The organism is Methylobacterium sp. yr668, assembly GCF_900116245.1.
In the GTDB taxonomy this organism is placed as follows: domain Bacteria; phylum Pseudomonadota; class Alphaproteobacteria; order Rhizobiales; family Beijerinckiaceae; genus Methylobacterium.
In genome coordinates this window covers 69067-94902 of record NZ_FOZY01000012.1, presented here as the reverse complement: position 1 = coordinate 94902, position 25836 = coordinate 69067, and the positions used below count along the sequence as shown (strand labels likewise).

Below are 25836 nucleotides of genomic sequence, written 5' to 3'. Positions count from 1 at the left end.
GCCCCGGGCCGGGACCTCAGTGCAGGCTGCGGCGGACGTGCGGGCTGTCGAGGGAGAAGGCGGGGATCTCGGCCTCGAAGCTCTCGCCGGCCACCGTCGCCATGGTGTAGCTGCCGGCCATCAACCCGTCGGGCGTGTTGAGCGGACAGCCGCTGGTGTAGCAGAAGGACTCGCCCGGCTCCAGCACCGGCTGCTTGCCGACCACGCCGGTGCCGCGCACTTCCTGGCAGGCCCCGTGCCCGTCGATGATCCGCCAGTGGCGCGAGCGCAGCTGGACCTGCTCGCTGCCGTTGTTCACGATCTCGACCGTGTAGGCGAAGAAGTACCGGCTCTCGGTCGGCGAGGACTCCTCCTCGACGAAACGAGACTGGACCGTCACACTTATTCCCCGCGTCTCGGCCTTGTACATCGCCCTAATTGGCCCTTCTTCGGACGGTACGACTCGCTGAAGCCGAATGGAACGCGCTTCCCGGCCGGTGGTAGTGGGCGGCGGAATCGCCGTCAATTGCGGCGGACTACCTCGCGCGGCGCGGCGGGCCGCCGGTCGCGGCGCCGGCCTCACGAGGCCTCCGGACGCGGTTAAGCCCGCGTTAGCGGGTCCCGGCGGACAACGCTGCTCGGCGTGACGCGGACCGGCCGGGGCGCGCGAGGGAGTCAGGGGCGCGATGAACGCGGGCGCAGCCACGGGAGCCGCCGAGACGAGCGCGGACGGCCGATCCGGCATCCTGCCGGCCCAGGCGATCGCCGCCCTCGCGCGGGCGGGCGGCATCCGGAACGCGAGCCCCTTCGCGGCCGATCAGATCCAGCCCGCGAGCCTCGACCTGCGCCTGGGCGCCAGGGCCTACCGGGTGCGGACGAGCTTCCTGCCCGGCTCGGGACGGACGGTCCAGGCCTGCGTCGACCGGCTGTCGCTGCACGCCGTCGACCTGCGCCCGGGCGCCGTCCTGGAGACGGGCTGCGTCTACATCGCGGAGCTTCAGGAGAGCCTCACCCTGCCGGCCGATCTCGCGGCGGCCGCGAACCCGAAGAGCTCGACCGGGCGCATCGACGTCTTCACCCGCGTGATCACCGACCGGGGCGAGGCCTTCGACCAGGTCGAGCCCGGCTACGACGGGCCGCTCTACGCGGAGATCTCGCCGCGCACCTTCCCGGTCCTCGTGCGCAGCGGCTCGCGGCTGTCGCAGATCCGCTTCCGCCGCGGGGCGCCGCGGCTGACCGAGGCCGAGCTCGGCCTGCTGCACGCCCGCTCGGCCCTGGTCGACGCCGGCAGCCCGTCCTTCCAGGGCGGCGTGGCGGTCTCGGTCGACCTCGCCGGCTTCGACGGCCTCGTCGGCTACCGGGCCAAGCGCCACACCGGCCTCGTCGACGTCGACGCCCCCGGCCGCCACCGGGCCGCGGATTTCTGGGAACCCCTCGCCGCCGACGGATCGGGCAGCCTGATCCTCGATCCCGGCCAGTTCTACATCCTGGCCTCCAAGGAGGCCGTGCAGGTCCCGCCGGACCACGCCGCCGAGATGGTGCCGTTCGATCCCCTCGTGGGCGAGTTCCGCGTCCACTACGCGGGCTTCTTCGACCCGGGCTTCGGCTATGCCGGGGCCGGCGGGGCGGGCGCGCGGGCCGTGCTGGAGGTCCGCTCCCGCGACGTGCCCTTCCTTCTGGAGGACGGGCAGATCGTCGGCCGCCTCGTCTACGAGCGGATGCTCGACCTGCCGGAGACGCTCTACGGGGCGGGGGCCGGCTCGAACTACCAGGCCCAGGGGCTCAAGCTCTCGAAGCACTTCGCCCTGTAGTCCGGCCCGGACGCGCCGACGGGAGCATCGATCGCATGGACGCCGTGGACCGGAAGATCCTCGATCTCCTCCAGCAGGACGCGACGCTCCCGGTGGCCGAACTCGCCGAGCAGGTCGGCATCAGCGCGGCGCCGTGCTGGCGGCGGGTGAAGAAGCTGGAGGCCTCCGGGGTGATCCGCCGCCGGGTCGCCCTGGTCGACCGCCGCAAGGTCAACGTCCCCACCACGGTGTTCGTGGCCGTGAAGGCGCCGCGCCACGCCGCAGACTGGTCGGACGCGTTCCGGCGGGTGGTCGCCGGCTTCCCGGAGATCGTCGAGGCGTGGCGCCTGACCGGCGAGATCGACTACCTGCTGCGGATCGTGGTGCCCGATATCGAGGCCTACGACGCGGTCTACCAGCGCCTCATCGCCAAGCTCGACTTCTCGAACCTGTCCTCGTCCATCGCCATGGAGGAGATGAAGTACACGACTGCCGTCCCGACGATCTACGTGGCGTGACCCGACCGCGCCGCGGCGGGGCTCAGCCCGCCGCCACCGCGTAGGTCCGATGGATCGACGAATCCTGCGCCCGGTGGTCGTAGCCGTAGACGTGGATCGAGACGGCCGCCTCCGGCCCGTCATTGGCGATCCGGTGCAGGTTCGGCCCCGTGGGCATCATGCAGGCGACGAAGCCGGGCATGCGGACGGCGTCCATGGTCGCCACCGCGTGGGTCTCGCTGATCGGACGGTACCACGTCTCCCGGAGGCTGCCGCGCAGCAGGCCGAAGCAGCACGAGCAGTGGTGGTCGTGGACCGGCGTGACCGTGCCGGGCGCCCAGACCATCGCCCAGACGCTGATCGCCTCGGTGCCGAACAGGAGGTTCCGGCTCAGGCCGGGCCCCCGGCCGACCAGCCGCGACGGATCGAGCAGATCCGGCTGGGCCAGCAGGCGCACGAGGGTCGCCCGGGCCGAGGCCAGATAGGCGTCCGGCGAGCGGCTCGCGGAGCGCGCGAGGTTCGCCAGCATCGCCTCGACGTCGGTCGGGGTGGTGGTCTGCGGCATCGGCAGGTCTCCTTCGGTGCCCTTTCACGAGGCTGCACGAAGGATACCCAGAGGCTGGCGATGACGGGTTGCGTTCTCGAACGTCATCTCGTGCGACGGGGCAATGCCATTGCCCGGCGACGCCTCGGCAGGAAATGGTGTTGCGCGCGCCCGATCATTCCCGCGCGACTGACGCCGGCGCGGCGGGTTCAGCCGGCCGCGGCCTCGTCGAGCAGCCACGCCACGGCGCCCGCGCTGGTTACGCGGCCGGCCGGCAGGGTCTCGCCGGCGGCCAGCCGGGCCAGCGGGGCCCGCTTGCCGGCCCCGGTGACGAGGAACAGCACGTGCCGGGACGACGCCAGCGCCGGCAGCGTCAGGCTGATCCGGGGGACGAACGGCTCCAGCCCGGCCTCCGGCACGGCGACGACGAGCCGCCGGGTCTCGTCGACGCCGGGCTTGCCGGGAAACAGCGAGGCGGTGTGGCCGTCCTCGCCGAGGCCGAGCAGCACGAGGTCGAAGAGCGGCCGGGCCGGGTCGAGGTGCTCGGGCCCGTAGAAGTCGAGGAGCGTCCGCTCGTAGGCGCGGGCGCCCGCCTCCGGGCCTTCGTCCGACGGGATGAAGTGGAGATGCGTCGGCGGGATCCGGGACCCGTGCCCGAACGCCTCCCGAACCATCCGGACATTGCTGCGCGGATCGTCCCACGGCACGGCGCGGTCATCGCCGAAGAACCAGTGGATCCGCTCCCACGGCACCCGGGCCGCGTAGTCCGGCCCGGCCAGCAGGCCGTACAGCACCTTGGGCGTCGAGCCGCCCGAGAGGCAGAGCGCGATCCGGTCGGACCGGCTCTCGCCGCAGGCCACGATGATCCGCTCGGCCGCCTCGCGGGCGACCGCCTCCGGATCCTTCAGGACGTGGGTTCCGACGGGAAGGCTCATGGGTTCGGGCCCTGCGGCTTCGGGGGTCGGACAGGTCGGCCGGCGGGCGTCCCGCTCAGCCCTTCGGCTCCTGGTGGCCGCCGAAGCCCTTGCGCATCGCCGAGAGCAGCTTGTCGGCGTAGCTCGCGTGCTCGCGGGAGCGGAAGCGGCGGTAGAGCGCGGCGGAGAGCACCGTCGCCGGGACGCCCTCCTCGACGGCGGCGTTGATGGTCCAGCGGCCCTCGCCCGAATCCTCGACGTAGCCGGAGAAGTCGGTGAGCTGCTCGTCGCCCGCGAGTGCCTGGGCGGTCAGGTCGAGCAGCCAGGACGAGACGACGCTGCCGCGGCGCCAGACCTCGGCGATGTCGCCCATGTTGAGATCGAAGCGGCGCTCGGCCGGCAGGTCGGACGCGTTGGCGTGGCGGAGGATGTCGAAGCCCTCCGCGTAGGCCTGCATCAGGCCGTACTCGATGCCGTTATGGACCATCTTGACGAAGTGGCCGGCGCCGGTCGGGCCCGCGTGGATGTAGCCCTGCTCGGCGCGGGGGTCGCGCCCGTCGCGGTTCGGCGTCTTCGGGATGTCGCCGATGCCGGGCGCCAGGGTCTTGAAGATCGGGTCGAGGCGGTCGACGGCCTCCTTGTCCCCGCCGATCATCATGCAGTAGCCGCGCTCCAGGCCCCAGACGCCGCCCGAAGTGCCGACATCCACGTAGTGCAGGCCCTTCTCCTTCAGGGCGGCCCCGCGGCGGACATCGTCGCCGTAGAAGGAGTTGCCGCCGTCGATGACGCAGTCGTCCGCCTGCATCAGCCCCGAGAGCGCCTGGACGGTCTGCTCGGTGATCGCCCCGGCCGGCAGCATCACCCAGGCCGCGCGCGGCACCTCGAGCTTCGAGACCAGGTCCTCCAGGCTCGACGCGCCGACCGCGCCGGCCTCGACCAGGGCGGCGACGGCCGCCGGGTTCTGGTCGAACACCACGGCTGTGTGCCCGTCGCGCAGGAGACGCCGGACGATGTTGCCGCCCATCCGGCCGAGGCCGATCATGCCGAGTTGCATTGCTGCCCTTCCTTACCGATTGCCCCCGCGCGGCGAGGGTCAGGCCCCTACGGCTTCACCGACGTCACAGGCGATCCGCCGCGGCGGACCGGCGGCGGGCCGGGAAGCCCCCCGCCGGCGGTCCGGGGCGGCTAGACGACCGCCATCTTCAGGGCCGCCGCGACCCGGACGAGGCCGGCCTTCGTGTCGCCGCCCTTGAGGTGGACGCGCAGCGCCCGCCGGCCGCGCTCGGCGAGGACGGCGAAGTCGCCCCGTGCCTGCGCCGCGACGACGGTGCTGAACCCGAGCTTCCGGCCCGGGATCGGCAGGTCCTCGGCAGCGTCCGCAGTGATCTGCAGGAACACGCCGGTGTCCGGGCCGCCCTTGTAGGCTTGGCCGGTCGAGTGGAGGAACCGCGGCCCGAACTCCACGCAGGTCGCGACCTTGCGGGCGTCGCGCACGGCGATCCGCGGCTCCTGCAGGATCGCGGCGGCCTCGGCGTCGCGCGGGACGTAGGCCAGGAGCCCCAGGTAATCGCCGTCCTTCAGGCGGCCGATCTGCGCCTTGATCGCGGCCTCGAGCCCCTCGGCGGCCGGCTTGAGGGCGTCGGCGTTCCGCGGATCGGCGTAGAGCGCGACCCAGTCGTCCTCGTAGAGCGGCGTCTCGGCGGGGAGGGCGCCCTTCGCCTCGGCCTCGGCGAACAGCTTCTTCGTCTCGACCTTGCTGGCCTCGACGTCGGGCTGGTCGAACGGGTTGATCCCGATCACCGCACCGGCCACCGCGGTCGCCATCTCCAGACGGTAGAATTCCTGCGGCAGCTGCTCGATCGAGTCGAGGGTGATGCGGGCGATCGGGTGGCCGTCCCGCTCCAGGGCGCGCAGGGCCTCGTCCTGCGCGGCCTCGGCGTTGCCGTCGAGGCGCAGGTAGATGAAGAACCGGTCGTGGCCGTAGACCGCCGGAACGCCGACCGGCTCGCCGTCCACCGGCACGAGGCCCTTGCCCTGCTTGCCGGTCGATTCCGCGATCAGCTGCTCGGCCCAGGCGCCGAAGCTCGCGATCGCCGGCGAGGCGACGATCGTCACCTTGTCGCGGCCGGCGAGCGCCGCGGCGCCGATGGCCGTGCCGAGCAGGACGCCCGGGTTCACGGCCGGCGGCACGGCCGGGCCGCAGGAGCGGACCATGATGCGGGCGGTCTCGAGGAGCGCCTTCACGTCGAGGCCCATGGCGGCGGCCGGCACGAGGCCGAAGGCCGAGAGCACCGAGTAGCGCCCGCCGATCTGCTTCACGCCGTAGAAGATCTTTTTGAACCCATCCGCCTTCGCGGCGCGCTCCATGTCGGAGCCCGGATCGGTCACCGCCACGAAGTGGTCGCCGGCCTTCTCGCCGAGCACGTCCTTGGCGCGGGCCAGGAAGTAGTCGCGGAAGACGTTCGGCTCCAGGGTCGAGCCGGACTTGGACGCGACGATGAACAGCGTCTTGCCGAGGTCGATGCTCGCCTCCAGGGCGCGCACCTGATCCGGGTGGGTCGAGTCAAGGATCTGGAGCTTCGGGAAACCCTCGCGCTGACCGTAGGTCAGGCTGAGGACCTCCGGTCCGAGGCTCGACCCGCCCATGCCCAGCACCACGGCGTCGGTGAAGCCCTGCGCCTTCACCCAGTCGGAGAAGGCGGCGTAGTCGGCGGCCTTCTCCAGCTCCTCCTCGACGATGTGCAGCCAGCCGAGCCAGTGCGCCTCGTCGTGGCCGGACCAGACCGAGGCGTCGCCCGCCCAGAGCCGGCGGATCGACCCGCTGGCGCGCCAGGATTCGACGGCCTTCTTGGCCTCGGCCGCCAGGGTGTCGTCCATGGCGAGGCTCTGCCCGTCCAGACGGTGCCCCAGCAGCGCGACGCGCTTGCCGGCGACGGCGCCCAGCAGGTTGTCGGCGGCGTCGATGAAGAGCTGCACGCCCTCCTTCACCAGCTGCTCGGCGACCGCCTCGATGTCGATCCCGGCCCGGGCGAGGCGGTTCATCACCGCCTCGGCGCCGGGCACGTCCTCCTCGATCGTGGCCCGCACCACGCCGTGGTCGCGGAACGCGTCCATGGTGGCCGGCGGCATCGTGTTGACGGTGTTCGGTCCGATCAGCTCCTCGACGTAGAGGACGTCGGAATAGGCCTTGTTCTTCACGCCCGTGGAGGCCCAGAGCAGACGCTGCGCCTTGGCGCCCTTCTCGGCCAGCGCGGTCCACTTGGATTCGGCGAAGATCGTCTTGTAGCGCTGGTAGGCGAGCTTTGCGTTGGCGATCGCCACCTTGCCCTTCAGCTGCTCCAGGGCGAACTTCTCGTCCGGGTCGTTGGCCTGCGCGATCTTCTCGTCGAGGAGCTTGTCGACCAGGACGTCGATGCGGCTGATGAAGAAGCTCGCCACGCTGGCGATCCGCGAGACGTCGTGGCCGGCCTTCGCGCGCGCGTCGAGACCGTCGATGAAGGCGCGCGCCACGGCCTCGTAGGCCTCCTGCGAGAACAGCAGGGTGACGTTGATCGAGATGCCCTCGCTCGTCAGCTGCCGGATCGCCGGGATGCCCTGCGGCGTGGCCGGCACCTTGACCATCAGGTTGTCGCGCGACACCGCCTTGTGCAGGCGCCGCGCTTCCGCGAGGGTCTCCTCGGTGTCGAGGGCGAGGTAGGGTGAGACCTCCAGGCTGACGTAGCCGTCGGCACCGTCGCTCGCCTCGTAGACCGGGCGGAGCACGTCGGCGGCCGCCTGGATGTCGGCGATGGCGAGCCCCTCGTAGAGGTCGATGACGCGGCTGTCGCCGGTCGCCTGCACGGCCTTCAGGCTGTCGTCGTACTCGTCCGAGTGGCCGATCGCCTTCTCGAAGATCGACGGGTTGGAGGTGACGCCCCGCAGGCCGTCGCGCTCCACGAGCTGCTTCAGCTCGCCCTTCTCGATGAATCCGCGGGCCACGAAGTCGAGCCAGACCGCTTGATCCTGTTCGTCGTGCAGGGCCTTGAGCGCGTTCATGTCGGTTCCTCGCCTCGCGTACCGCGTACTCTCGCCCGAACGCACCCTCCCGCCCGGACCGGGCGGGAGAGCAGGCCCCCGGGCTACTTCCTGTGCTTGGCCACCTGCGCCTTCGCGGCGTCCAGGACCTTCTCGGGGGTAAAACCGAACTTGGTCTGGAGATCCTTGATCGGCGCCGAGGCGCCGAAGGTGTGCATGCCGATGATCGCGCCCTCGGAACCGGCGTAGCGGTCCCAGCCGATGACGCTGCCCTGCTCGACGGCCACCCGGGCCTTGACGGCGGGGGGCAGCACCGAGTCGCGGTAGGCCTCGTCCTGGCGCTCGAACAGGTCCCAGGACGGCATCGACACGACCCGGGCCTTCACCCCCTCGGCCTTCAGGGCCTCGTAGGCACCGACGCAGAGCTGCACCTCGGAGCCCGAGGCGAGCAGGATCACGTCGGGCGTGCCCTCGCTGTCGGCCAGCACGTAGCCGCCCTTGGCGGTGCCGGAGGCGGCCCCGTACTTCGCGCGGTCGAGGGTCGGCAGCGGCTGGCGCGAGAGGGCGAGAACCGCCGGCTGGTTCTTCAGCGTGAAGATCACCCGGTAGGCCTCGGCGACCTCGTTGGCGTCGGCGGGGCGCAGGGTCACGAGGCCCGGGATGCAGCGCAGCGACAGGAGCTGCTCCACCGGCTGGTGGGTCGGCCCGTCCTCGCCCACGCCGATCGAGTCGTGGGTGAAGATGTGGAAGACCGGCAGCTCCATGAGCGAGGCGAGCCGGATCGGCGGCCGCATGTAGTCGGCGAAGACCAGGAAGGTCGCGCCGTAGGCCCGCAGCCCGGAGAGGCCGAGCCCGTTCACGATCGAGCCCATGGCGTGCTCGCGGACGCCGAAATGCAGGTTGCGGCCGCCCGGCGAGAACGGGCCGAACGAGCCCGCGCCCTCGAAGGTCAGGTTGGACTTGTTGGACGGCGCCAGATCGGCCGAGCCGCCGAGCAGGAACGGCACGTGCTGGGCGATGGCGTTCAGCACCTTGCCGGAGGATTCGCGGGTGGCGAGGCCCTTGGCGTCCGGCTCGAAGACCGGGATGTCCTTGTCCCAGCCCTCCGGCAGGCGGCCTTCCAGGAAGGCGTTCAGGTCCTCGGCGTGGGCGGCGTCCGCCTCCTTCGCCTTGGCGAGCAGGCCCTGCCACGAATCGTAGAGGCCGGCGCCGCGCTTGCCGATGCCGTTCCGGAAGTTCTCCTGCACGCCGTCCGGCACGAGGAACTGCGCGTCCTCCGGCCAGCCGTAGGCGCGCTTGGCGCCCTTCACCTCGTCCTCGCCGAGCGCATCGGAGTGCGCCTTGGAGGTGCCCTGCTTCTTCGGGGCGCCGTAGCCGATCACCGACTTGACGATGATGAGCGTCGGGCGGTCGTTGGTGGCCAGGAAGGTCTCGATCGAGCCCGCCAGCGCGTGCACGTCGTTGGCGTCGGCGACGCGCAGCACCTGCCAGCCGTAGGCCAGGAAGCGGGTCGCGACCTCCTCGCCGAAGGCCAGCTCCGTGTGGCCCTCGATGGTGACGGTGTTGTCGTCGTAGATCCAGCAGAGGTTGGCGAGCCGCAGGTGGCCGGCGAGCGAGGCGGCCTCCGAGGCGACGCCCTCCATCAGGTCGCCATCCGAGCAGACGGCGTAGACGTTGTAGTCGAACAGCGGCAGGTTCGGCCGGTTCAGGTGCTGGCCGAGGAAGCGGCTGCCCATGGCCATGCCGACCGAGTTGGCGACGCCCTGGCCGAGCGGGCCCGTGGTGGTCTCGACGCCGGTGGTGAAGTGGTATTCCGGGTGGCCCGGGGTCCGGCTGTCGAGCTGCCGGAACTTCTTGATGTCCTCCAGCGACACCGCCGGGGCATTGCCGCCGTCGCTCTCGGCGACGCCCGCGAGGTGCAGCAGCCCGTAGAGCAGCATCGAGGCGTGGCCGCAGGACAGCACGAACCGGTCGCGGTTCGGCCAGTGCGGATGCGCCGGGTCGTAGCGCAGGTAGCGGTTCCACAGCGTGTAGGCGACCGGCGCCAGCGCCATGGGCGCGCCGGCATGGCCCGAATTGGCCTTCTGCACCGCGTCGATCGCGAGCGTCCGGATCGTGTTGATGCTGAGCGTATCGATCTCAGCGAGGGCCGCCTTGGCGGGAGTGTCAGCACCGCTCATGATGTCGCGTCTTCCAGTTCGCCTCGCGCGGTCCGCTTCGCGGCTTCGCGCTGCCGTAGGACGGCGGGAGGAGCTCCGTTGGCCTTACCACCCTGCCGATCCGCCGGCCCTTCGCCGCGCGTATAGCTGAGGAGCGTGTTGACGAGGGCGACGTGGGTGAACGCCTGAGGGAAGTTACCCACAAGACGCTTGGCTTGCACGTCGTATTCCTCGCTGACGAGGCCGAGATCGGTGCAGATGCCGATCAGGCGCTCGATCAGTACCCCGGCCTCGTCGCGCCGCCCCAGGCCGATGAGGTTGTCCACGTACCAGAAGGTGCAGGGCAGGAAAGCCCCCTCGGAGCCGGTCAGCCCGTCGGTGGTCTGCCCCTCGGTCTCGTAGCGGAGGATGAAGCCGTCCCGCATCAGCCCCTTGCCGATCGCCTCCACGGTGCCGACCACCCGGGGATCGTGCTGCGGCAGGAAGCCGGTATGGGCGATGAGCAGGAGGCTCGCGTCCAGGGCCTTCGCGCCGTAGGACTGGACGAAGCTGTTGAGGGCGGGGTCGAAGCCCTTCTCGCAGACCTCGGCGTGGATCTCGTCCTTGACGGCGCGCCAGCGCTCGGCCTGCTCCTGCGTGGCGCCGTTCTCGTGCATCTCGTGCATGCGCAATGCCCGGTCGAACGCCACCCAGGCCATGACCTTCGAGTGCGTGAAGTGGCGACGCCCGCCGCGCACCTCCCAGATCCCCTCGTCGGGCTCGCGCCACGCGGTCTCCAGGTGGTTCAGGATCGCGAGGCCGACCCGCAGGCCGTCCTTGCTCACCGGCAGGCCGCGGGCATGGGCCTGGTAGAGCGCGTCGAACAGCTCGCCGTAGACGTCGAGCTGGAACTGGCTGGCGGCGGCGTTGCCGATGCGGACGGGCCGCGAGTTCTCGTAGCCCGGCAGCCAGTCCAGCTCGATCTCGGGCAGCAGCCGCTCGCCCGCGATGCCGTAGAGGATGTGCGCCTGCTCGGGATTGCCCGCCACGGCCCGCAGCAGCCAGCCCAGCCAGTCGCGCGCCTCGTCGATGTAGCCCCCGTCCATCAGGGCGATCAGCGTCAGGGTCGAGTCGCGCAGCCAGCAGAACCGGTAATCCCAGTTCCGGATCCCGCCGAGCCCCTCCGGCAGGGAGGCCGTGGGCGCCGCCACGATGCCGCCGGTGGGCTCGTAGATCAGCGCCTTGAGGGTCAGCAGGGAGCGCTGGAGCATCCGGTCCCAGCCCGTGCCGCCGGCGCAGCGCGACGACCATTCGCGCCAGTGCTGGTCGGTGGCCTCGAGGACCTTGCGCGGCTCGATCGGGGGCGGGTCGTCCTCGTGGGAGGCGCCGTAGCTCAGGACGAACCGGTGCTTGTCACCGGCATGGACGGTGAACTCGGACACCGTCGTCTGCGCGTCCGATCCCTTGAGATGGACGTCGGTGCGCAGCACGACCTTGTGCGGGCCCGAGACGGCGCGCAGGTCGCCCAGCTCCGAGCGGGAGACCCAGGGCACGGCCGAGCCGTAATCGAACCGGACCGCCATCTCCATCCGCATGGCGACGCGCCCGTGCACGCCCTCGACGAGCCGCACCAGATGGGACCCGTCGCCGACCGGCATGAAATCCGTGACCAGGACCTCGCCCTGCCGCGTGGTGTGGCGGGTTTCCAGCACGAGGCTGCCCGGCCGGTAGGACCAGCGCGTCTCGACGTGCTCGGCCTCGGGGAAGATCTTCCAGAAGCCGTGCGCCTCGGTTCCCAGGAGGCTGGTGAACAGGGCGGCCGCGTCGAAGCGCGGCCAGCACAACCAGTCGACGCTGCCCTGACGGCTGATCAGCGCCGCGCTCCGGCAATCCCCGACGAGCGCGTAATCCTCGATGCGTGCAGCCATCCGGCCCCGGCCCCGGTCCGCGGCCGGCAGTCCGGGCCGTCCGCTGCGACGCACCTAGGACGTCCGGTCACGAGATCCAGAGGTCGGAGTGCCCGCTGCCCGACGCGGTCAGCGCAGGCAGTCGGCCACCGCCAGGGCCACCGTGCCCTGGACCGCCCTCGCGCTGCTGCGCACGAGGTTCGCCGCGTCGCCGACGGCCCGCGCGGCCGGAACCAGGGTCTCCACCACCGAGGCCGCGAAGGGCATGGCCTGCGCCGGGAGCAGGGCGTCCTCGGCCTCATCGGCCGCCCCGCGGGCGGGCGCCATGGGATCGGTGTTGCTGCGGGGCGTCTCGGGGCAGCGCCGGCCGGGGCAGGCGCGCCGGCCCGCGGCCGCGACGTGGGCGTTCGCCCGTGCGGCCACGGCCGGACGGGCGGGCAGGGACCCCGTCCGCGCGATCACGGCGTCGAGCGGGTACTGCTCGGCGAACGCGATCACGGCGGGCGGGCGGCCCGGCGCCGCGACGGCGGCGATCGGCGCGAAATCCGTGGGTCCGGGCGCGGCGGACACGCCCGCTTCGACCCGGGCGCCGGGCTGCCCCGGCTTCGAGGTCGGGCAGTAGAGCGAGGCCACGCCCAGGATTGCCACGACGGCCAGCGTCGGCAGGAAGGGCATGGACACGCGGCCGTGGGCGGCGGCCGTCAGGGCGGGCTGATCTGGCCTGCGCATCCGAATCACCGATCTCCTTGACCGCCGCGAGGCCTGTACAGTGCGGCCAGCATTGCGGCGGAAGCTGGACCGTTTCTTTGCGCAGCGGTTACTGGTGCCGCAAGGTGGGATTCCGCGGAAACGGGCGCCGCGGGCCCAGCACGGGCACGGGCCTTGCTTAGCTCGCGGCGGCCCGCGCCGGGCCGGCCTCGAGAAGAAGACCCGCCCCGTACCGGGCCACGATGACTGAAACCAATCTCACCGTCGCCGTGATCGACCCGAGCCGCGCCCGCGCGGCCATCCTGGAAGAGGGCCTGCGCGCCGCCGGGATCGGGCGCGTGGTCGTGATTCCCGACACCGCCGACCTCATGGAGCGCGTTGCCGCGCTCAAGCCCGACGTGGTGGTGATCCATCTGGAGAGCCCGAGCCGGGACATCCTGGAGCAGATGTCGGGTGTCTCCCGGCAGGTCGAGCGGCCCGTGGCGATGTTCGTCGACCGCTCGGACTCGACCATGATGCAGGCCGCCGTCGATGCCGGGATCTCCGCCTACGTGGTGGACGGGCTGCGGGCGGAACGGATCAAGTCGATCCTCGACATCGCGATCCTGCGCTTCAACGCCTTCGCGCGCCTCCAGCGCGAGCTGACGGAGGCGCGGGGCGAACTCGCCGACCGCAAGCTGATCGAGCGGGCGAAGGGCATCCTGATGACCATGAAAGGTCTCTCCGAGGACGAGGCGTACAAGCAGCTGCGCCGCAAGGCCATGAACGAGAAGCGCAAGATCGCCGACATCGCCCGGGCGATCGTCACCACCGCGGACCTGCTCGGATGAGGCTCCAGCTCGGCTACGTTCCGCTCTGCGACGCGGCGCCCCTGATCGCGGCCCACGAACTCGGCTTCGCCCGGGCCGAGGGGCTCGACCTCGACCTCACCGCCGAGCCCTCGTGGGCGACGCTGCGCGACCGGCTGGCGCTGGGCCATCTCGACGGCGCGCACATGCTGGCGCCGCTGGCGCTGGCGAGCCGGCTCGCCCTGTCGGGGCCGCCCTCCGACCTGATCGTGCCGCTCCAGCTCAGCACCGACGGCAACGCCGTCACGCTGTCCAACACCCTCTGGGCCGCGATGGACCCGGCCAGCGAGGCCCTGGCGGATGTCGCCCGCGCCTTCGCGGGCGTGGCGGAGGCCCGGCACCGCGCCGGCACCCCGCTGACCCTGGGCACGGTGCACCCCTTCTCGTGCCACAGCTACCAAGTGCGGCTGTTCGCCGAGGCCGGCGGCCTCGACGCGGCGGCGTTCCGCACCGTCGTGGTCCCGCCGCAGCACTGCGTGGAGGCGCTGGCGCGCGGCCTGGTCGACGGGTTCTGCGCGGGCGCGCCCTGGAACGACGTGGCGGTCGCGGCCGGCCACGGGCGTGTGGCGGTCCACGGCAGCGCCCTCGCGCCGAATGCGATCGAGAAGGTGCTGGCCGTCTCCGCGCGGCTCGACGGCGCGATCCTGCCGCTGGTGCGGGCGGTCGCCCGGGCCGGACGCTGGTGCGCGGATCCGGAGAACCGGACCGAACTGATCCATCGCCTCGCCCGCCGGACCTATCTCGATCTCGATCCCGCCCTGGTCGGCCGGGCCTTCGGCGATCCGGACCCGTCCGCCGGGCCCGGCACGCGCATCCGCTTCGGCGCGGCGGTCGAGGAGCCGCGCGCCGCGCAGGCCCGGTGGCTGCTGGAGCAGATGCGGGCGTCGCAGCAGGTGCCCGCGCAGTTCGACATCGCGGCGGCGATCGCGACCGTCTACAGGGCGGATCTGTACCGGGCGGCGATGGCGGATCTCTGACGACGGCGACACTTCGCGCGGTTCGTCACCGGCCCGCGGAATCGCGGCGAACAGCGGCGGAACGCGGGGCACGCTCGCCCGTTGTGCTTGAGCCATGCCCGGATGCCGCAAACTCGAAACTGGATCGTTGATCTCGCATCCGCGCGGGCGGGTCGAGCTTCGACGCTACGTCACGCGGGGCGGCCGCGTGCCCCGCGCCTGCAACGACAACCGTCGGGCGGGATCGCACCACGCCTGGTACTGGGTCCTGGCCGCCGGCGCGATGCCGACGCTGGGGCTCCTGGCGATGCTGTCGACACTCCTTTAATGGACGCGACGTCGATGAGGGCGCGTTACAGGCGCCGGCATTGCACGTCTGCGACTCTATACCTCGAGAATCGGTCCGACTCGCGGCGATATAGTCGCGAGAACTGACGTAATACGTTCATCATAATCTGAAGCTGCGCGTTGCCGGTCAGCCCATCCGGGCCGACGCGGCGATCGCCTGCGCGCGGTAGCCCCCCGTCGACGCGCCTCCGGAAATTTCCCGACCTTCCTGTCGCTGCCGGAAAGCCCGGTCCGCCCGTGATCGCTTTTGCGACGGGTCGCACAGTTTTTGTGCAGTGCCGAAGCCGACGCCTCGACGGCCGAAACGTCCCGGCCGCCCCACCGATCCTGCGGGTCCGCGCGGCGCTCGCGGACCGCGCGGCGTCTGGCACGGAACCTGCAAACCTCCCCCCGTCCGTCAACGGCGACGGACAGCGCCGTCAGCGAGGCCGCTGATCCGGTTCTCCCTGGGGCTGAAGCCTGCCGGGAGACGACCGGCAGCGGCTTTTTCGTGGGCGGTCCGCCAACGACCCTGCACTCGAGGTTTCAGACGCGATCGAGCGATGGCGACATCCCCCATGGACACACGCGGACACGACGCGGGCGCCGGGAACGGCCCGCCGCGCGAGAGGCTGGTCGTCGTCGGCAACGGCATGGCCTCGCTGCGCTTCCTGGAGCGGCTGACCGAGGCCGCGCCCGGCCGCTACGACATCACCTGCATCGGGGCCGAGCCCACGGCCGCCTACAACCGGGTCCTGCTCTCCTCGCTGCTCGGCGGCGAGGTCGACGAGGCGGCCTGCGCCTTCCGGGGCCTCGACTGGTACGCGGATCACGGCATCCGCCTGATCACCGGCGCGCCGGCGACGCGGATCGACCGGGAGAACGGGCTCGTCATCGTGGGCGAGACACACGTCCTGCCCTTCGACAGGCTGGTCCTCGCGGTCGGCTCCCTGCCGATCCGCCTGCCCAAGCCCGGCATGGACCTCCCGGGCGTCATCACCTTCCGCGACCTCGCCGACGTGGCGGCGATCCGCCGTGCCGCCGTGCAGCACGCGAAGGCGATCGTCATCGGCGGCGGCCTCCTGGGCCTCGAGGCGGCGGTCGGGCTCGCGCGCCTCGGCGTCGAGACCACGCTGCTCCACGTCATGGACCGGCTGATGGAGCGCCAGCTCGATCACCACGCCGCCGGGCTGGTGAAGCGCGCCATGGAGGCGCGGGGCGTGCGCGTCATCCTCAAGGCCGACACCGCCCGGATCGAGGGCGCGTCCCGGGTCGAGCGCCTCGTGCTGGCGGACGGCACCGCGCTCCCGGCCGACCTCGTGGTGATGTCGGTGGGCGTGCGCCCCTCGGTGGCGCTGGCGCAGGAAGCGGGGCTGGCGATCGGCCGGGGCATCACGGTCGACGACCGGATGACCACCTCGGACCCGCGGATCTTCGCGCTCGGCGAGTGCGCCGAGCACCGCGGCCAGATCTACGGTCTGGTCGAGCCCGCCTACGAGCACGCCGACACGCTCGCCCGCCACCTCTCGGGCGAGCCGGCCGAGTACCGGGGCACGGCCCTGTCCACGAGCCTGAAGGTTTCGGGCCTGCCGGTCTTCTCGGCCGGGATCGTGGACACGCCCGACGACGCGGAGGCGATCGTGCTCTCCGACCCCGGCGCCGGCCTCTACCGCAAGCTGCTGGTGCGCGGCGGCCGGCTGATCGGCGCGGTGTTCGTCGGCGACATCGCCGAGCAGGGCGCCTGCAAGGGGCTGATCCGCTCCGGCGACCCGATCGAGAACGTGGACGACTTGATGTTCGGGCGCCCCGCGCCCGAGCCCCTGGCTGCTTGAGGAGGCGCGGATGTCCGAGACCACCACCCAGACCGCCGCGGGCGCGTTCGAGGCCGAGCAGAAGCGCTACCTCGAGGGTTTCGCCTCCGGCATCGCCGCCGTCCGCCTGACCGGCGGCCTCGCCGCGGGCGGGGCGGGGGCGGCCGCGCCGCCGGCCGAGCCGACGGGCCCGGACGCGATCCACATCAAGGCGCAGGACCGGACCGTCAAGGACGGCGGCAAGCTCTGCGACCAGGAGAAATGGAAGCGCGCCGAGAACCCGTTCGACGGCCACAACCGCCTCATCCAGGAGGCCGCCGCCGGCAAGCAGCCGAAGCCCGAGGACAATTTCCGCTGGCGCTACCACGGGATGTTCTGGGTGGCGCCGAACCAGGTCTCGTACATGTGCCGGCTGCGGATCCCGAACGGGATCCTGCACCACTGGCAGTTCGCCGGCATCGCCGACCTCGCCGACCAGCACGGCGGCGGCTACGTCCACGTGACCACCCGGGCGAACCTGCAGGTGCGGGAGATCGATCCCGAGCACGCCCAGCCCTTCCTCGACGGGCTCACCGATATCGGTCTCACGGCCCGGGGGGCGGGCGCCGACAACATCCGCAACGTCACCGGCTCCTCGACCGCCGGCATCGACGTCCAGGAGCTTCTGGACACGCGCCCGCTCGCCAAGTCCTGGCACAACTGGATCCTGAACGACCGCTCGCTCTACGGCCTGCCGCGCAAGTTCAACGTTGCCTTCGACGGCAGCGGCGTGATGCCGACGCTCGAGGAGACCAACGACATCGGCTTCCAGGCCGTGGAAGTGCTGGACGGCGCCGCCGTGCCGCCCGGCATCTACATGCGCCTCGTGCTCGGCGGCATCTCGGGCCACCGGGACCTCGCCCGCGACACCGGCATCGTGCTGAAGCCGGAGGACTGCAACGCCGTCGCCGACGCGATCATCCGGGTGTTCATCGAGAACGGCGACCGGACGAACCGCAACAAGAGCCGGATGAAGTACGTCCTCGACGCCTGGGGCTTCGACAAGTACCTCGCGGCCGTCGAGGACAAGCTCGGCCGCAAGCTCGACCGGGTCGCCCCGGAGCAGGTCGCGCCGCGGAAGGCCACCGACCGGTTCGCCCATGTCGGCGTCCACGCCCAGAAGCAGCCCGGCCTCAACTGGATCGGAGTGGTCCTGCCGGTCGGCAAGATGACCAGCGATCAGGTCCGGGCGCTCGCCAAGATCGCCGCCGAGTGCGGCGACGGCCAGATCCGCCTGACCGTCTGGCAGAACTTCATCTTCTCCGGGGTTCCGGACGCGAAGGTCGCCGAGGTTGAGCAGCGGGTGCTCGATCTCGGCCTCACCACCAAGGCGGCGGGCATCCGCTCCGGTCTCGTGGCCTGCACGGGGGCGAAGGGCTGCAAGTTCGCGGCCTCCAACACCAAGGGCCACGCGCTGATCATCGCCGACCACGTCGAGACGGCCCTGCCGAACCTCGACGTGCCGGTGAACGTCCACCTCACCGGCTGCCATCACAGCTGCGCCCAGCACTACATCGGCGATATCGGGCTGATCGGCGCCAAGGTCGTCGTCTCGGAGGAGGGCGACACCGTCGAGGGCTACGACGTCGTGGTCGGCGGCGGTTTCGCCGAGAACCCGAAGATCGGCACCGAGATCTGGAAGGCCGTGAAGGCCGAGGATGCGCCCGCCCGCGTCGAGGCGCTGCTGCGCGCCTACCTCGCCCTCCGCCAGGGCCCCGAGGAGAGCTTCCAGGCCTTCACCAGCCGCACCGGCGCGGAGGCGCTCCGCGACGCCGCCGAGGACCAGCCCGCCCTGAAGGCCGCCGCATGACCCAGCACGTCTCGCCCCCCCTCGTCCTGATCCCCGAGACCGCGCCCTTCAACGAGGACCAGCGCGCCTGGCTCTCGGGCTACTTCGCGGCCCTGCTCGGCCCCGCCGTCGCGGGCGCGACGGCGCTCGCGCCCGGCGAGGGCCCCGCCACGGGCCCCAAACTCGCCGACAACGACGACGCCCCCTGGCACGACCCATCCGTGCCGATCGCCGACCGGATGGCGATGGCCAAGGACCGGCCCGAACCGCAGAAGCTGATGGCCGCCATGGCCCAGCAGGATTGCGGCCAGTGCGGCTACAACTGCGCCGACTACGCCAACGCCATCTTCCTCAAGAACGAGGCGCGCCTGAACCTTTGCCAGCCCGGCGGCAAAGAGACCCTGCGCATGCTCAAGAAGCTGGACGAGGAGTTCGGCGCCGCAGGCGGCGTCCCCGCGGCGCCGAAGGCGGAGGACGACGCCCCGAAGGCGGCGGCCGATCTCGGCCCGCTCGGCTACTGCCGCGAGAACCCGGTCGAGGCGCTGTTCCTGTCCCGTCGACGCCTCAACGATCCGGGCGGCGAGAAGGAGACGTGGCACATCGAGATCGGGCTCGACGGCACGCCGATCCAGTACGAGGTCGGCGACTCGCTGGGCCTGTTCCCCGCCAACGCCCCGGCACTGGTGGATGCGGTGATCGCGGAACTCGGCGCCCGGCCCGAGCGGGTGATCGGGGAAAGGACCCTGCGCGAGCACCTGCTGATCAACTACGCGCTCGGCGCGGCGCCCGACAATCTGTACCAGCTCCTGTCGCTGCTCACCTCCGGGGCGGCGCGCAAGAAGGCGCAGGCGCTCGCCTCCGGCGAGGATCCGGACGGCGACGCCGCCTATCTCGACGTGCTCGGCGCGCTGCACAAGTTCCCGGGCGCGCGGCCCGACGCCGAGGTCTTCCTGGAGGCCTTGGACGAGCTGCAGCCGCGGCTCTACTCGATCTCGTCCTCGCCCAAGATGGATGTCGGCCGCGTGTCGCTGACCGTGGACGCGGTGCGCTACAACCACCGCTCGCGGCTGCGGCTGGGCGTGGCCTCGACGCACCTCGGTGAGCGCCTTCCGGAGCAGACCAGGGTGAAGGTCTACCTCCAGAAGGCGCACGGGTTCGGACTGCCGGCCGACCTGTCGAAGGACGTGATCATGTGCGGCCCCGGCACCGGCATCGCGCCGTTCCGGGCCTTCCTGCGCGAGCGCGCCGCCACGCGGGCGCCGGGCCGCAACTGGCTGTTCTACGGCCACCAGCGGCAGGCCTCGGACTTTTTCTACAAGGACGAGCTGAACAGCCTGAAGGACGACAAGGTGCTCACCCGCCTGTCCCTGGCTTGGTCGCGGGACGGGACGGAGAAGACCTACGTCCAGGACCGGATGCGCGAGAACGGCGCCGAGCTGTGGAAGTGGCTCGAGGGCGGCGCGCATTTCTACGTCTGCGGCGACGCCAAGCGCATGGCCAAGGACGTCGAGCGGGCGATCATCGACGTGGCGGCGCAGTTCGGCGGCAAGAGCCCCGAGGACGCGGTGGCCTATCTCGCCGCGCTCAAGAAGGCCGGGCGGTATCAGGCCGACGTGTACTGAACCGCAACTTGCTCTCCTCCCCCCTGTGGGGAGGAGCCGGAGGTGGGGGTGGCGCAGGATGGGGCTCGGGCGGTGCCTTCTGCACCACCCCCACCCCTGACCCCTCCCCACAGGGGGGAGGGGAACGGCGGCGCGAAGCTTGCTCCCGCCCAGGACGACCCTGCGAGGATTGAGCCATGACCCAGCCAGTGGCGGCGCCGACGGTGCGGACCACCTGCCCCTATTGCGGGGTCGGGTGCGGCGTGCTCGCGACCCCGGACGGGCAGGGCGGCGCCACCATCGCGGGCGATTCCGAGCACCCGGCCAATTTCGGCCGCCTGTGCTCGAAGGGCTCGGCGCTGGGCGAGACCCTGTCGCTCGAGAACCGCCTGCTCCACCCGCAGGTCGACGGCGCCCAGGTCTCGTGGGATGCCGCGCTCGACACGGTCGCGGGCAGACTCCGCGCGGTGGCGGACGAGCACGGGCCGGACGCGATCGCCTTCTACCTCTCGGGCCAGCTCCTCACCGAGGATTACTACGTCGCCAACAAGCTCGCGAAGGGCTTCATCGGCACGCCGCACGTGGACACCAACTCGCGGCTCTGCATGTCGAGCGCGGTCGCGGCCCACCGCCGGGCCTTCGGCTCCGACACGGTCCCGGGCTGCTACGAGGATCTCGACGAGGCCGACCTGATCGTGCTGGTCGGCTCCAACACCGCGTGGTGCCACCCGGTCCTGTTCCGCCGCATGGCCGACGCCAAGGAGCGCCGCGGCACCAAGTTCGTGGTCATCGACCCGCGCCGGACCCAGACCGCGCAGGAATGCGACCTGTTCCTCGGCATCCGGCCGGGCACCGACACCGCCCTGTTCTCGGGCCTGCTGGTCTACCTGTCGGACAACGGTTTCCGCGACCGCGCCTTCATCGATTCCCACACGGCCGGCCTGGACGGCGCCCTCGACCGCGCCCGCCAGATCGCGCCGGACCTCGCGGCTGTCGCCGCCGTCACCGGCGTGACCGAGGCCGACATCGCGGCCTTCTACGCCCTGTTCGCCGGCACCCGCCGGGTGGTCACGGCCTTCTCGCAGGGGGTGAACCAGTCGGCGCAGGGGACCGACAAGGGCAACAGCATCATCAACTGTCACCTCGTCACCGGCCGGATCGGCGAGACCGGGATGGGGCCGTTCTCGCTGACCGGCCAGCCGAACGCCATGGGCGGGCGCGAGGTCGGGGGGCTCGCCAACATGCTGGCCGCCCACATGCACTTCACCCCCGAGGAGGTGGACCGGGTGCGCCGCTACTGGGGCGCCCCGCGGATCATCACCGGCGAGGGCATGAAGGCGGTGGCGCTGTTCGAGGCGATCGGCCGGGGCAAGATCAAGGCGCTGTGGGTGATGGGCACCAACCCGCTGGTCTCGATGCCGCGGGCCGACGCGATCCGGGACTCGCTCGCCGGCCTCGACCTCTACGTGGTGTCCGAGGCGGTGGCGGATTCCGACACCGCGCGGGGGCAGGCCAAGACCACCGTGCTTCTCCCCGCCCAGGCCTGGGGCGAGAAGGACGGCACGGTCACCAATTCAGAGCGCCGGATCTCGCGCCAGCGCCGCTTCCTCGCGAGCCCCGGCGAGGCCAGGCCGGACTGGGCGGCGCTGGCGGATGTCGGGCGCCGCCTCGGCCACGGGCGGGCCTTCGCGTTCGATTCCGCCGCCGCGATCTTCCGCGAGCATGCCGGGCTCTCGGCCTACGAGAACAACGGCACCCGCGATTTCGACCTCGGCGCGCTCGCGGACATCGGCGACGCCGCCTACGAGGCGGCCCTGCCGGTGCAGTGGCCGATCCCGAAGCGCTCCGGCTTCCGGGGCGCCCCGCAGGGGAAGGCGAGGCTGTTCGGCGACGGCCGGTTCTACACCTTCGACCGGCGCGCCCGCTTCGTCGCGGTGCAGCCGCCGGCCCTCGCGCTCGCGGCCTCGGCGGCGTTCCCGCTCATGCTCAACACCGGCCGGGTCCGCGACCACTGGCACACGATGACGCGCACCGGGAAGAGCCAGCGGCTCTCCGCGCACCGGGCCGTGCCGTTCGTCGAGGTCCATCCGGACGACGCGGCGGTCCACGGCCTCGCGGAGGGCGACATCGCCCGGCTCACGACCGCGCACGGCGCGGCCGAGCTGGAGGTGACGGTCACCGACACGGTGGTGCCGGGCAGCCTGTTCATGCCGATGCACTGGGGCGGCGCCTTCGCGTCGCGGGCCCGGGTCGGCGCGCTGGTGCGGGGCATGACCGACCCGGTCTCGGGTCAGCCCGAGCTCAAGGCGACCCCCGCGGCGATCGAGTCCGTCGGCTACCGCGCCCGCGGCTTCCTGCTGACGCGCCGACAGGTGGCGCTGCCCGAGGGCTGGTGGTGGGCGCGCGCCGCGATCACCGGCGGCTGGGGCGCGCAGTTCGCCACCGCCGACAGCTCCCGCGCCGTGGCGCTGATGGTGCGCGGGCTGATCCAGAGCGAAGCGCTGCCGGGCGGCGAGCTGGCGGAATACGCCGACCACGCCCGCGATCGCTACCGCTGCGCGGTCTACGACGGCGACCGCCTCGTCGCCTGCCTCGCCTACGCCCCCGCCGCCGAGCGGCCGGACTGGGAGGCCGCCAAGGTCCTGTTCACCGCCGAGGCGCCCGACGCCGCCGAGCGGCGGGCGCTGCTCTCGGGCCGCGCGGCGACCGCCTCGGCGGGTCCGGTGGTCTGCGCCTGTCACGGCGTCGGCGCGGACATTATCGCCGCGACCATTGCCGGAGGCGCCGGCTCCGCGGAGGCGGTGGGCGCCGCCTGCAAGGCCGGGACGAATTGCGGCTCGTGCATACCGGAGATCCGCAAGATGCTGGCCGGGCAGACCGCATGCGCCGCGTGATTTTCTGATACACTCGCCGGCGAGGATGGATCGGCTTCTCCTGTCAGATCACCTCATCCTGAGGTGCCCGCGTCGGCGGTCCTCGAAGAAGAGCTCCAGGGATCGCGGCCGACTGGAGCCTCCTTCGAGGCTTCCGCTGCGGTACCCGAGGATGAGGGGGCAGTCGGGACCGGCCGGATCAGGACGATTCAGGACAGGCCCGTGACCGAGACCCCCCTGCGCGCAGCCCGCGCGCCCCGCGAGACCAAGGCTTCCGGCCTGGAGCCGCTGGCGGTGCTGCCCGTCTTCGTCCCCCTGCGCGGCAAGCGGGTGGTGCTCGCCGGCTCGTCCGGCGGCGCCCCCTGGAAGGTGAAGGTGCTGGCCGCCGCCGGCGCCCATGTCGACGTCTACGCGCCCGAGCCCGGCGAGGAGCTGCGCGCCGTGCCGGGCGAGATCGTCGACGGGCAGGTGGTCCTGCACGAACGCCCCTGGAGCCCGGACGATCTCTGGGGCGCGGCCTTCTGCATCGGCGCGATGGAGGACGAGGCCGAGTGCGTCGCCTTCGTGGCGGCCGCCCGCGGCGCCGGCGCCATCGTCAACGCGGTGGACCGGCCACACCTCTGCGACGTGAAGTTCGGCGCCATCGTCAACCGCTCGCCGCTCGTGGTCGGCATCTCGACCGAGGGCGCGGCCCCGGTCTTCGGGCAGACCGTGCGCGCCCGGATTGAGGCGATGCTGCCCCGCGGGTTCAGTCGCTGGGTCGCGGCCGCCCGCGACTGGCGCGACGGCGTCACGGCCCGCTTCCACGGCTTCGCCGACCGGCGGTTCTTCTGGGAGCGCTTCACCGACCGGGCCTTCGCGGAGCCCGACCGGGCGCCGTCGGACCGGGATCTCGCCGAGCTGCTCGGCGAGACCGAGACCGCCCCGAAGGGCGGCGCCGTGACGCTGGTCGGGGCCGGCCCCGGCGACGCGGAGCTGCTCACGCTCAAGGCGCTGCGGGCGCTGCGCAACGCCGACGTCATCCTCTACGACGACCTCGTCGCGCCCGAGATCCTGGACTACGCCCGCCGCGAGGCCCGCACCATGCTGGTGGGCAAGACCGGCCACGGCCCGTCCTGCCGCCAGGACGACATCAACGCGCTGATGGTGCAGCTCGCCCGCTCCGGCAAGCAGGTGGTGCGGCTGAAATCCGGCGACCCGCTGGTCTTCGGCCGGGCCGGCGAGGAGATCGAGGCCTGCCGGGCCGCCGGCATCCCGGTGACCGTGGTGCCGGGCGTCTCGGCCGCGCAGGGTGCGGCGGCGTCCCTCGGCCTGTCCCTGACCCATCGCGACGCCGCGCGCCGGCTCCAGTTCGTCACCGGCCACGACCGCCGCGGGGCGCTGCCGGACGACCTGAACTGGGGCGCTCTCGCCGATCCGAGCGTCACCACGGTCGTCTACATGCCGAAGCGGACCCTGCGGGCATTGCTGGCGCGCGCCGTGGAGGAGGGGCTGGCGCCCACGACGCCGGCGCTGCTGGTGTTCAACGCCACCCGCCCGAACCAGCAGGCCCTGCGCGGCACGGCCGCCGACCTCGCCGACCGGGTCGAGGCGGCGGGCCTCGACGGTCCGGCGCTGCTGATGGTGGGAGAGGCCTTCTCGGAGATGCGGGGCGCGCTCCCGGCCCAGGCGGAGCAGGCCCGCGTGGCGGTCTGAGGCCGATGGCGCGGGCGCGGCGGGGGAGCTGCAGGTCAGCGGCTCCGGCGCGTCCGGCTGATCCGGATCAGGTCTCGCCGGCCACGAAGGCGCGCATCAGGTAGTTGGCGATCGCCATGGGCGGCGGCGCCAGGATCCCCTCGGGATGCGTTCCCGCCAGCATAGCCGCGACGTCGGCCCGGTTGAACCAGCGCGCATCCTCCAGCTCGCTGGGATCGGTCACGATAACCTCGTCGAGCGCCTCGGCGGCGCAGCCCATCATCAGCGACGACGGGAACGGCCAGGGCTGCGACGTCCGGTAGGTGACGGCGCCGACGCGGATCTGCGTCTCCTCGAACACCTCGCGGCGCACCGCGTCCTCGATCGTCTCGCCGGGTTCCAGGAAGCCCGCGAGGCAGGAATACATGTGCGGGCGGAAATGCGGACCCCGGCCGAGCAGGCAGGTGTCGCCCCGGCGCACCAGCATGATCACCACCGGGTCGACCCGGGGGAAATGGTGGGCATTGCAACTCGGGCATTCCCGGCGGAAGCCGCCGGCCTTCGAGACGGTGGCGGTGCCGCAATTGGCGCAGAAGCCGTGGCGGGCGTGCCAGTCGAGCATGGACTTGGCCACGGCGAGCAGGCCGAGCTCCTCGGCCTCCACGGCGGAGTCGGTGGCGATCGACCTCAGGTCGAGGGTACGGGTCGGCCCCTCGGAGAAGCGCTCCGCGGCCTCGGCCGGCGCGGCGGCGGCGAAGACGGGCTGCCCGTCCCGGTGCCCGAGGAAGATGCGCATCTCGCCGGCGAGGTCCGCCGCCTCCGCGACCGCGATCAGTGCGGTCTCCCCGCGCAGCACGATCCGGTCGCCGCAGATCAGCACGAGGCGGGCTTCGGGCGTGTCGAAGGCGGGCACCGCCTCCTCGGGCTGCTCGGCCGAGTGCCGGTCGAGGCGGTTTCGGACGAAGCCGAGGGTATCGCGGGGATCGGTCATGCGAGGGTCAGGCCGCGGAGAAGAGGGCGCCGGCGCGCTCGAGGAGCTGGGCGCGGGCGTGGGGCGGGTAGGGCTTGCGGGTCTCGAACCCCCAGACCGGCCCCGGCCAGGCGGGATCCGACCGGAAGCGGCCGACCACGTGGACGTGGAGCTGCGACACTACGTTGCCCAGGGCGCCGACATTCACCTTGTCGGGCTTGGACAGGGCCTGCATCACCCCCGTGGTGAGGCGGATCTCCTTCCAGAGCGCCGCGGCATCGGTCTCGGAGAGGTCGGTGATCTCGGTGAGGTTCGGGCGGCGCGGCACTAGGATCAGCCACGGGAACCGGGCATCGTCCATCAGCAGCACGCGGCACAGGGCGAGGTCGCCCACTTCGGCGGTGTCAGCCGACAGGCGCGGGTCGAGGGTGAAGGCGGGCTCGGTCATCGCCGACCG

At 72.0% G+C, this 25836-nt stretch carries 20 protein-coding genes; 10 read left to right on the top strand and 10 right to left on the bottom strand.

Annotation, left to right across the window (positions count from 1 at the left end; all coding sequences use genetic code 11):
* Positions 1-16 precede the first annotated feature (16 nt).
* Complete coding sequence (gene apaG, locus BM419_RS16685) at positions 17-409, bottom strand: Co2+/Mg2+ efflux protein ApaG (protein WP_012319280.1); 393 nt, start codon at positions 407-409, stop codon at positions 17-19.
* A gap of 256 nt (positions 410-665) precedes the next feature.
* Between apaG and BM419_RS16680 the strand changes: the two genes are divergently transcribed.
* Together BM419_RS16680 and BM419_RS16675 are read left to right on the top strand one after the other, a co-directional pair.
* Positions 666-1790, top strand: coding sequence for a 2'-deoxycytidine 5'-triphosphate deaminase (locus BM419_RS16680; protein ID WP_091927075.1), 1125 nt, complete (start codon positions 666-668; stop codon positions 1788-1790).
* A gap of 35 nt (positions 1791-1825) precedes the next feature.
* Positions 1826-2287 (top strand): Lrp/AsnC family transcriptional regulator, encoded by a 462-nt coding sequence (locus BM419_RS16675; protein WP_012319278.1) that lies wholly within the window; start codon positions 1826-1828, stop codon positions 2285-2287.
* A gap of 22 nt (positions 2288-2309) precedes the next feature.
* Here the strand turns inward: BM419_RS16675 and BM419_RS16670 are convergent, their stop codons facing one another.
* The 7 genes from BM419_RS16670 to BM419_RS16640 form a co-directional block, all read right to left on the bottom strand.
* Complete coding sequence (locus BM419_RS16670) at positions 2310-2831, bottom strand: cysteine dioxygenase family protein (protein WP_091927074.1); 522 nt, start codon at positions 2829-2831, stop codon at positions 2310-2312.
* Positions 2832-3019: 188 nt separating this feature from the next.
* Positions 3020-3745: a 6-phosphogluconolactonase gene (pgl, locus tag BM419_RS16665; RefSeq protein WP_091927073.1), complete on the bottom strand. Its 726-nt coding sequence runs from the start codon at positions 3743-3745 to the stop codon at positions 3020-3022.
* Between the two features lie 55 nt (positions 3746-3800).
* Entirely contained in the window at positions 3801-4778 is a 978-nt protein-coding gene (gnd, locus tag BM419_RS16660) for a phosphogluconate dehydrogenase (NAD(+)-dependent, decarboxylating) (RefSeq protein WP_091927072.1), read from the bottom strand.
* Between the two features lie 131 nt (positions 4779-4909).
* Positions 4910-7759: a bifunctional transaldolase/phosoglucose isomerase gene (locus BM419_RS16655; protein ID WP_091927071.1), complete on the bottom strand. Its 2850-nt coding sequence runs from the start codon at positions 7757-7759 to the stop codon at positions 4910-4912.
* Between the two features lie 83 nt (positions 7760-7842).
* Complete coding sequence (gene tkt / locus BM419_RS16650; protein ID WP_091681140.1) at positions 7843-9918, bottom strand: transketolase; 2076 nt, start codon at positions 9916-9918, stop codon at positions 7843-7845.
* On the bottom strand, positions 9915-11804 hold the full coding sequence (locus tag BM419_RS16645) for a glycoside hydrolase family 15 protein (protein WP_091927070.1): 1890 nt from the start codon (positions 11802-11804) through the stop codon (positions 9915-9917). Before BM419_RS16645 ends, tkt begins: the two co-directional genes overlap by 4 nt.
* Before the next feature lie 108 nt (positions 11805-11912).
* Positions 11913-12512 (bottom strand): hypothetical protein, encoded by a 600-nt coding sequence (locus tag BM419_RS16640; RefSeq protein WP_091927069.1) that lies wholly within the window; start codon positions 12510-12512, stop codon positions 11913-11915.
* Between the two features lie 221 nt (positions 12513-12733).
* Here BM419_RS16640 and BM419_RS16635 point away from each other — a divergent pair, with 221 nt between their 5' ends.
* From BM419_RS16635 to cysG, 8 genes are all read left to right on the top strand, one after another.
* Positions 12734-13321 carry an ANTAR domain-containing response regulator gene (locus BM419_RS16635; protein WP_026605088.1) on the top strand — a complete coding sequence of 196 codons (588 nt, stop codon included), beginning with the start codon at positions 12734-12736 and terminating at the stop codon, positions 13319-13321.
* Complete coding sequence (locus BM419_RS16630) at positions 13318-14316, top strand: CmpA/NrtA family ABC transporter substrate-binding protein (RefSeq protein ID WP_091927068.1); 999 nt, start codon at positions 13318-13320, stop codon at positions 14314-14316. Before BM419_RS16635 ends, BM419_RS16630 begins: the two co-directional genes overlap by 4 nt.
* Positions 14317-14443: 127 nt before the next feature.
* Entirely contained in the window at positions 14444-14623 is a 180-nt protein-coding gene (locus tag BM419_RS16625) for a hypothetical protein (protein WP_020094181.1), read from the top strand.
* A gap of 562 nt (positions 14624-15185) precedes the next feature.
* Positions 15186-16454, top strand: coding sequence for an NAD(P)/FAD-dependent oxidoreductase (locus BM419_RS16620; protein WP_085986811.1), 1269 nt, complete (start codon positions 15186-15188; stop codon positions 16452-16454).
* Between the two features lie 10 nt (positions 16455-16464).
* A complete protein-coding gene (locus tag BM419_RS16615; protein ID WP_091927067.1) occupies positions 16465-18282 on the top strand; it encodes a NirA family protein in 1818 nt (605 codons plus the stop codon).
* Positions 18279-19883 carry a sulfite reductase subunit alpha gene (locus BM419_RS16610; protein WP_091927066.1) on the top strand — a complete coding sequence of 535 codons (1605 nt, stop codon included), beginning with the start codon at positions 18279-18281 and terminating at the stop codon, positions 19881-19883. Before BM419_RS16615 ends, BM419_RS16610 begins: the two co-directional genes overlap by 4 nt.
* Before the next feature lie 176 nt (positions 19884-20059).
* Positions 20060-22756 (top strand): nitrate reductase, encoded by a 2697-nt coding sequence (locus tag BM419_RS16605; protein ID WP_091927065.1) that lies wholly within the window; start codon positions 20060-20062, stop codon positions 22754-22756.
* A gap of 201 nt (positions 22757-22957) precedes the next feature.
* The gene (cysG, locus tag BM419_RS16600) at positions 22958-24430 is read left to right on the top strand and encodes a siroheme synthase CysG (RefSeq protein ID WP_091927064.1); all 1473 of its coding nucleotides are present in this window, start codon (positions 22958-22960) and stop codon (positions 24428-24430) included.
* Between the two features lie 67 nt (positions 24431-24497).
* Here the strand turns inward: cysG and nudC are convergent, their stop codons facing one another.
* Positions 24498-25400 (bottom strand): NAD(+) diphosphatase, encoded by a 903-nt coding sequence (gene nudC, locus BM419_RS16595; RefSeq protein ID WP_091927063.1) that lies wholly within the window; start codon positions 25398-25400, stop codon positions 24498-24500.
* A 7-nt stretch (positions 25401-25407) separates the two neighbouring features.
* Positions 25408-25827 carry an HIT domain-containing protein gene (locus tag BM419_RS16590; protein ID WP_020094188.1) on the bottom strand — a complete coding sequence of 140 codons (420 nt, stop codon included), beginning with the start codon at positions 25825-25827 and terminating at the stop codon, positions 25408-25410.
* Positions 25828-25836: the final 9 nt, after the last annotated feature.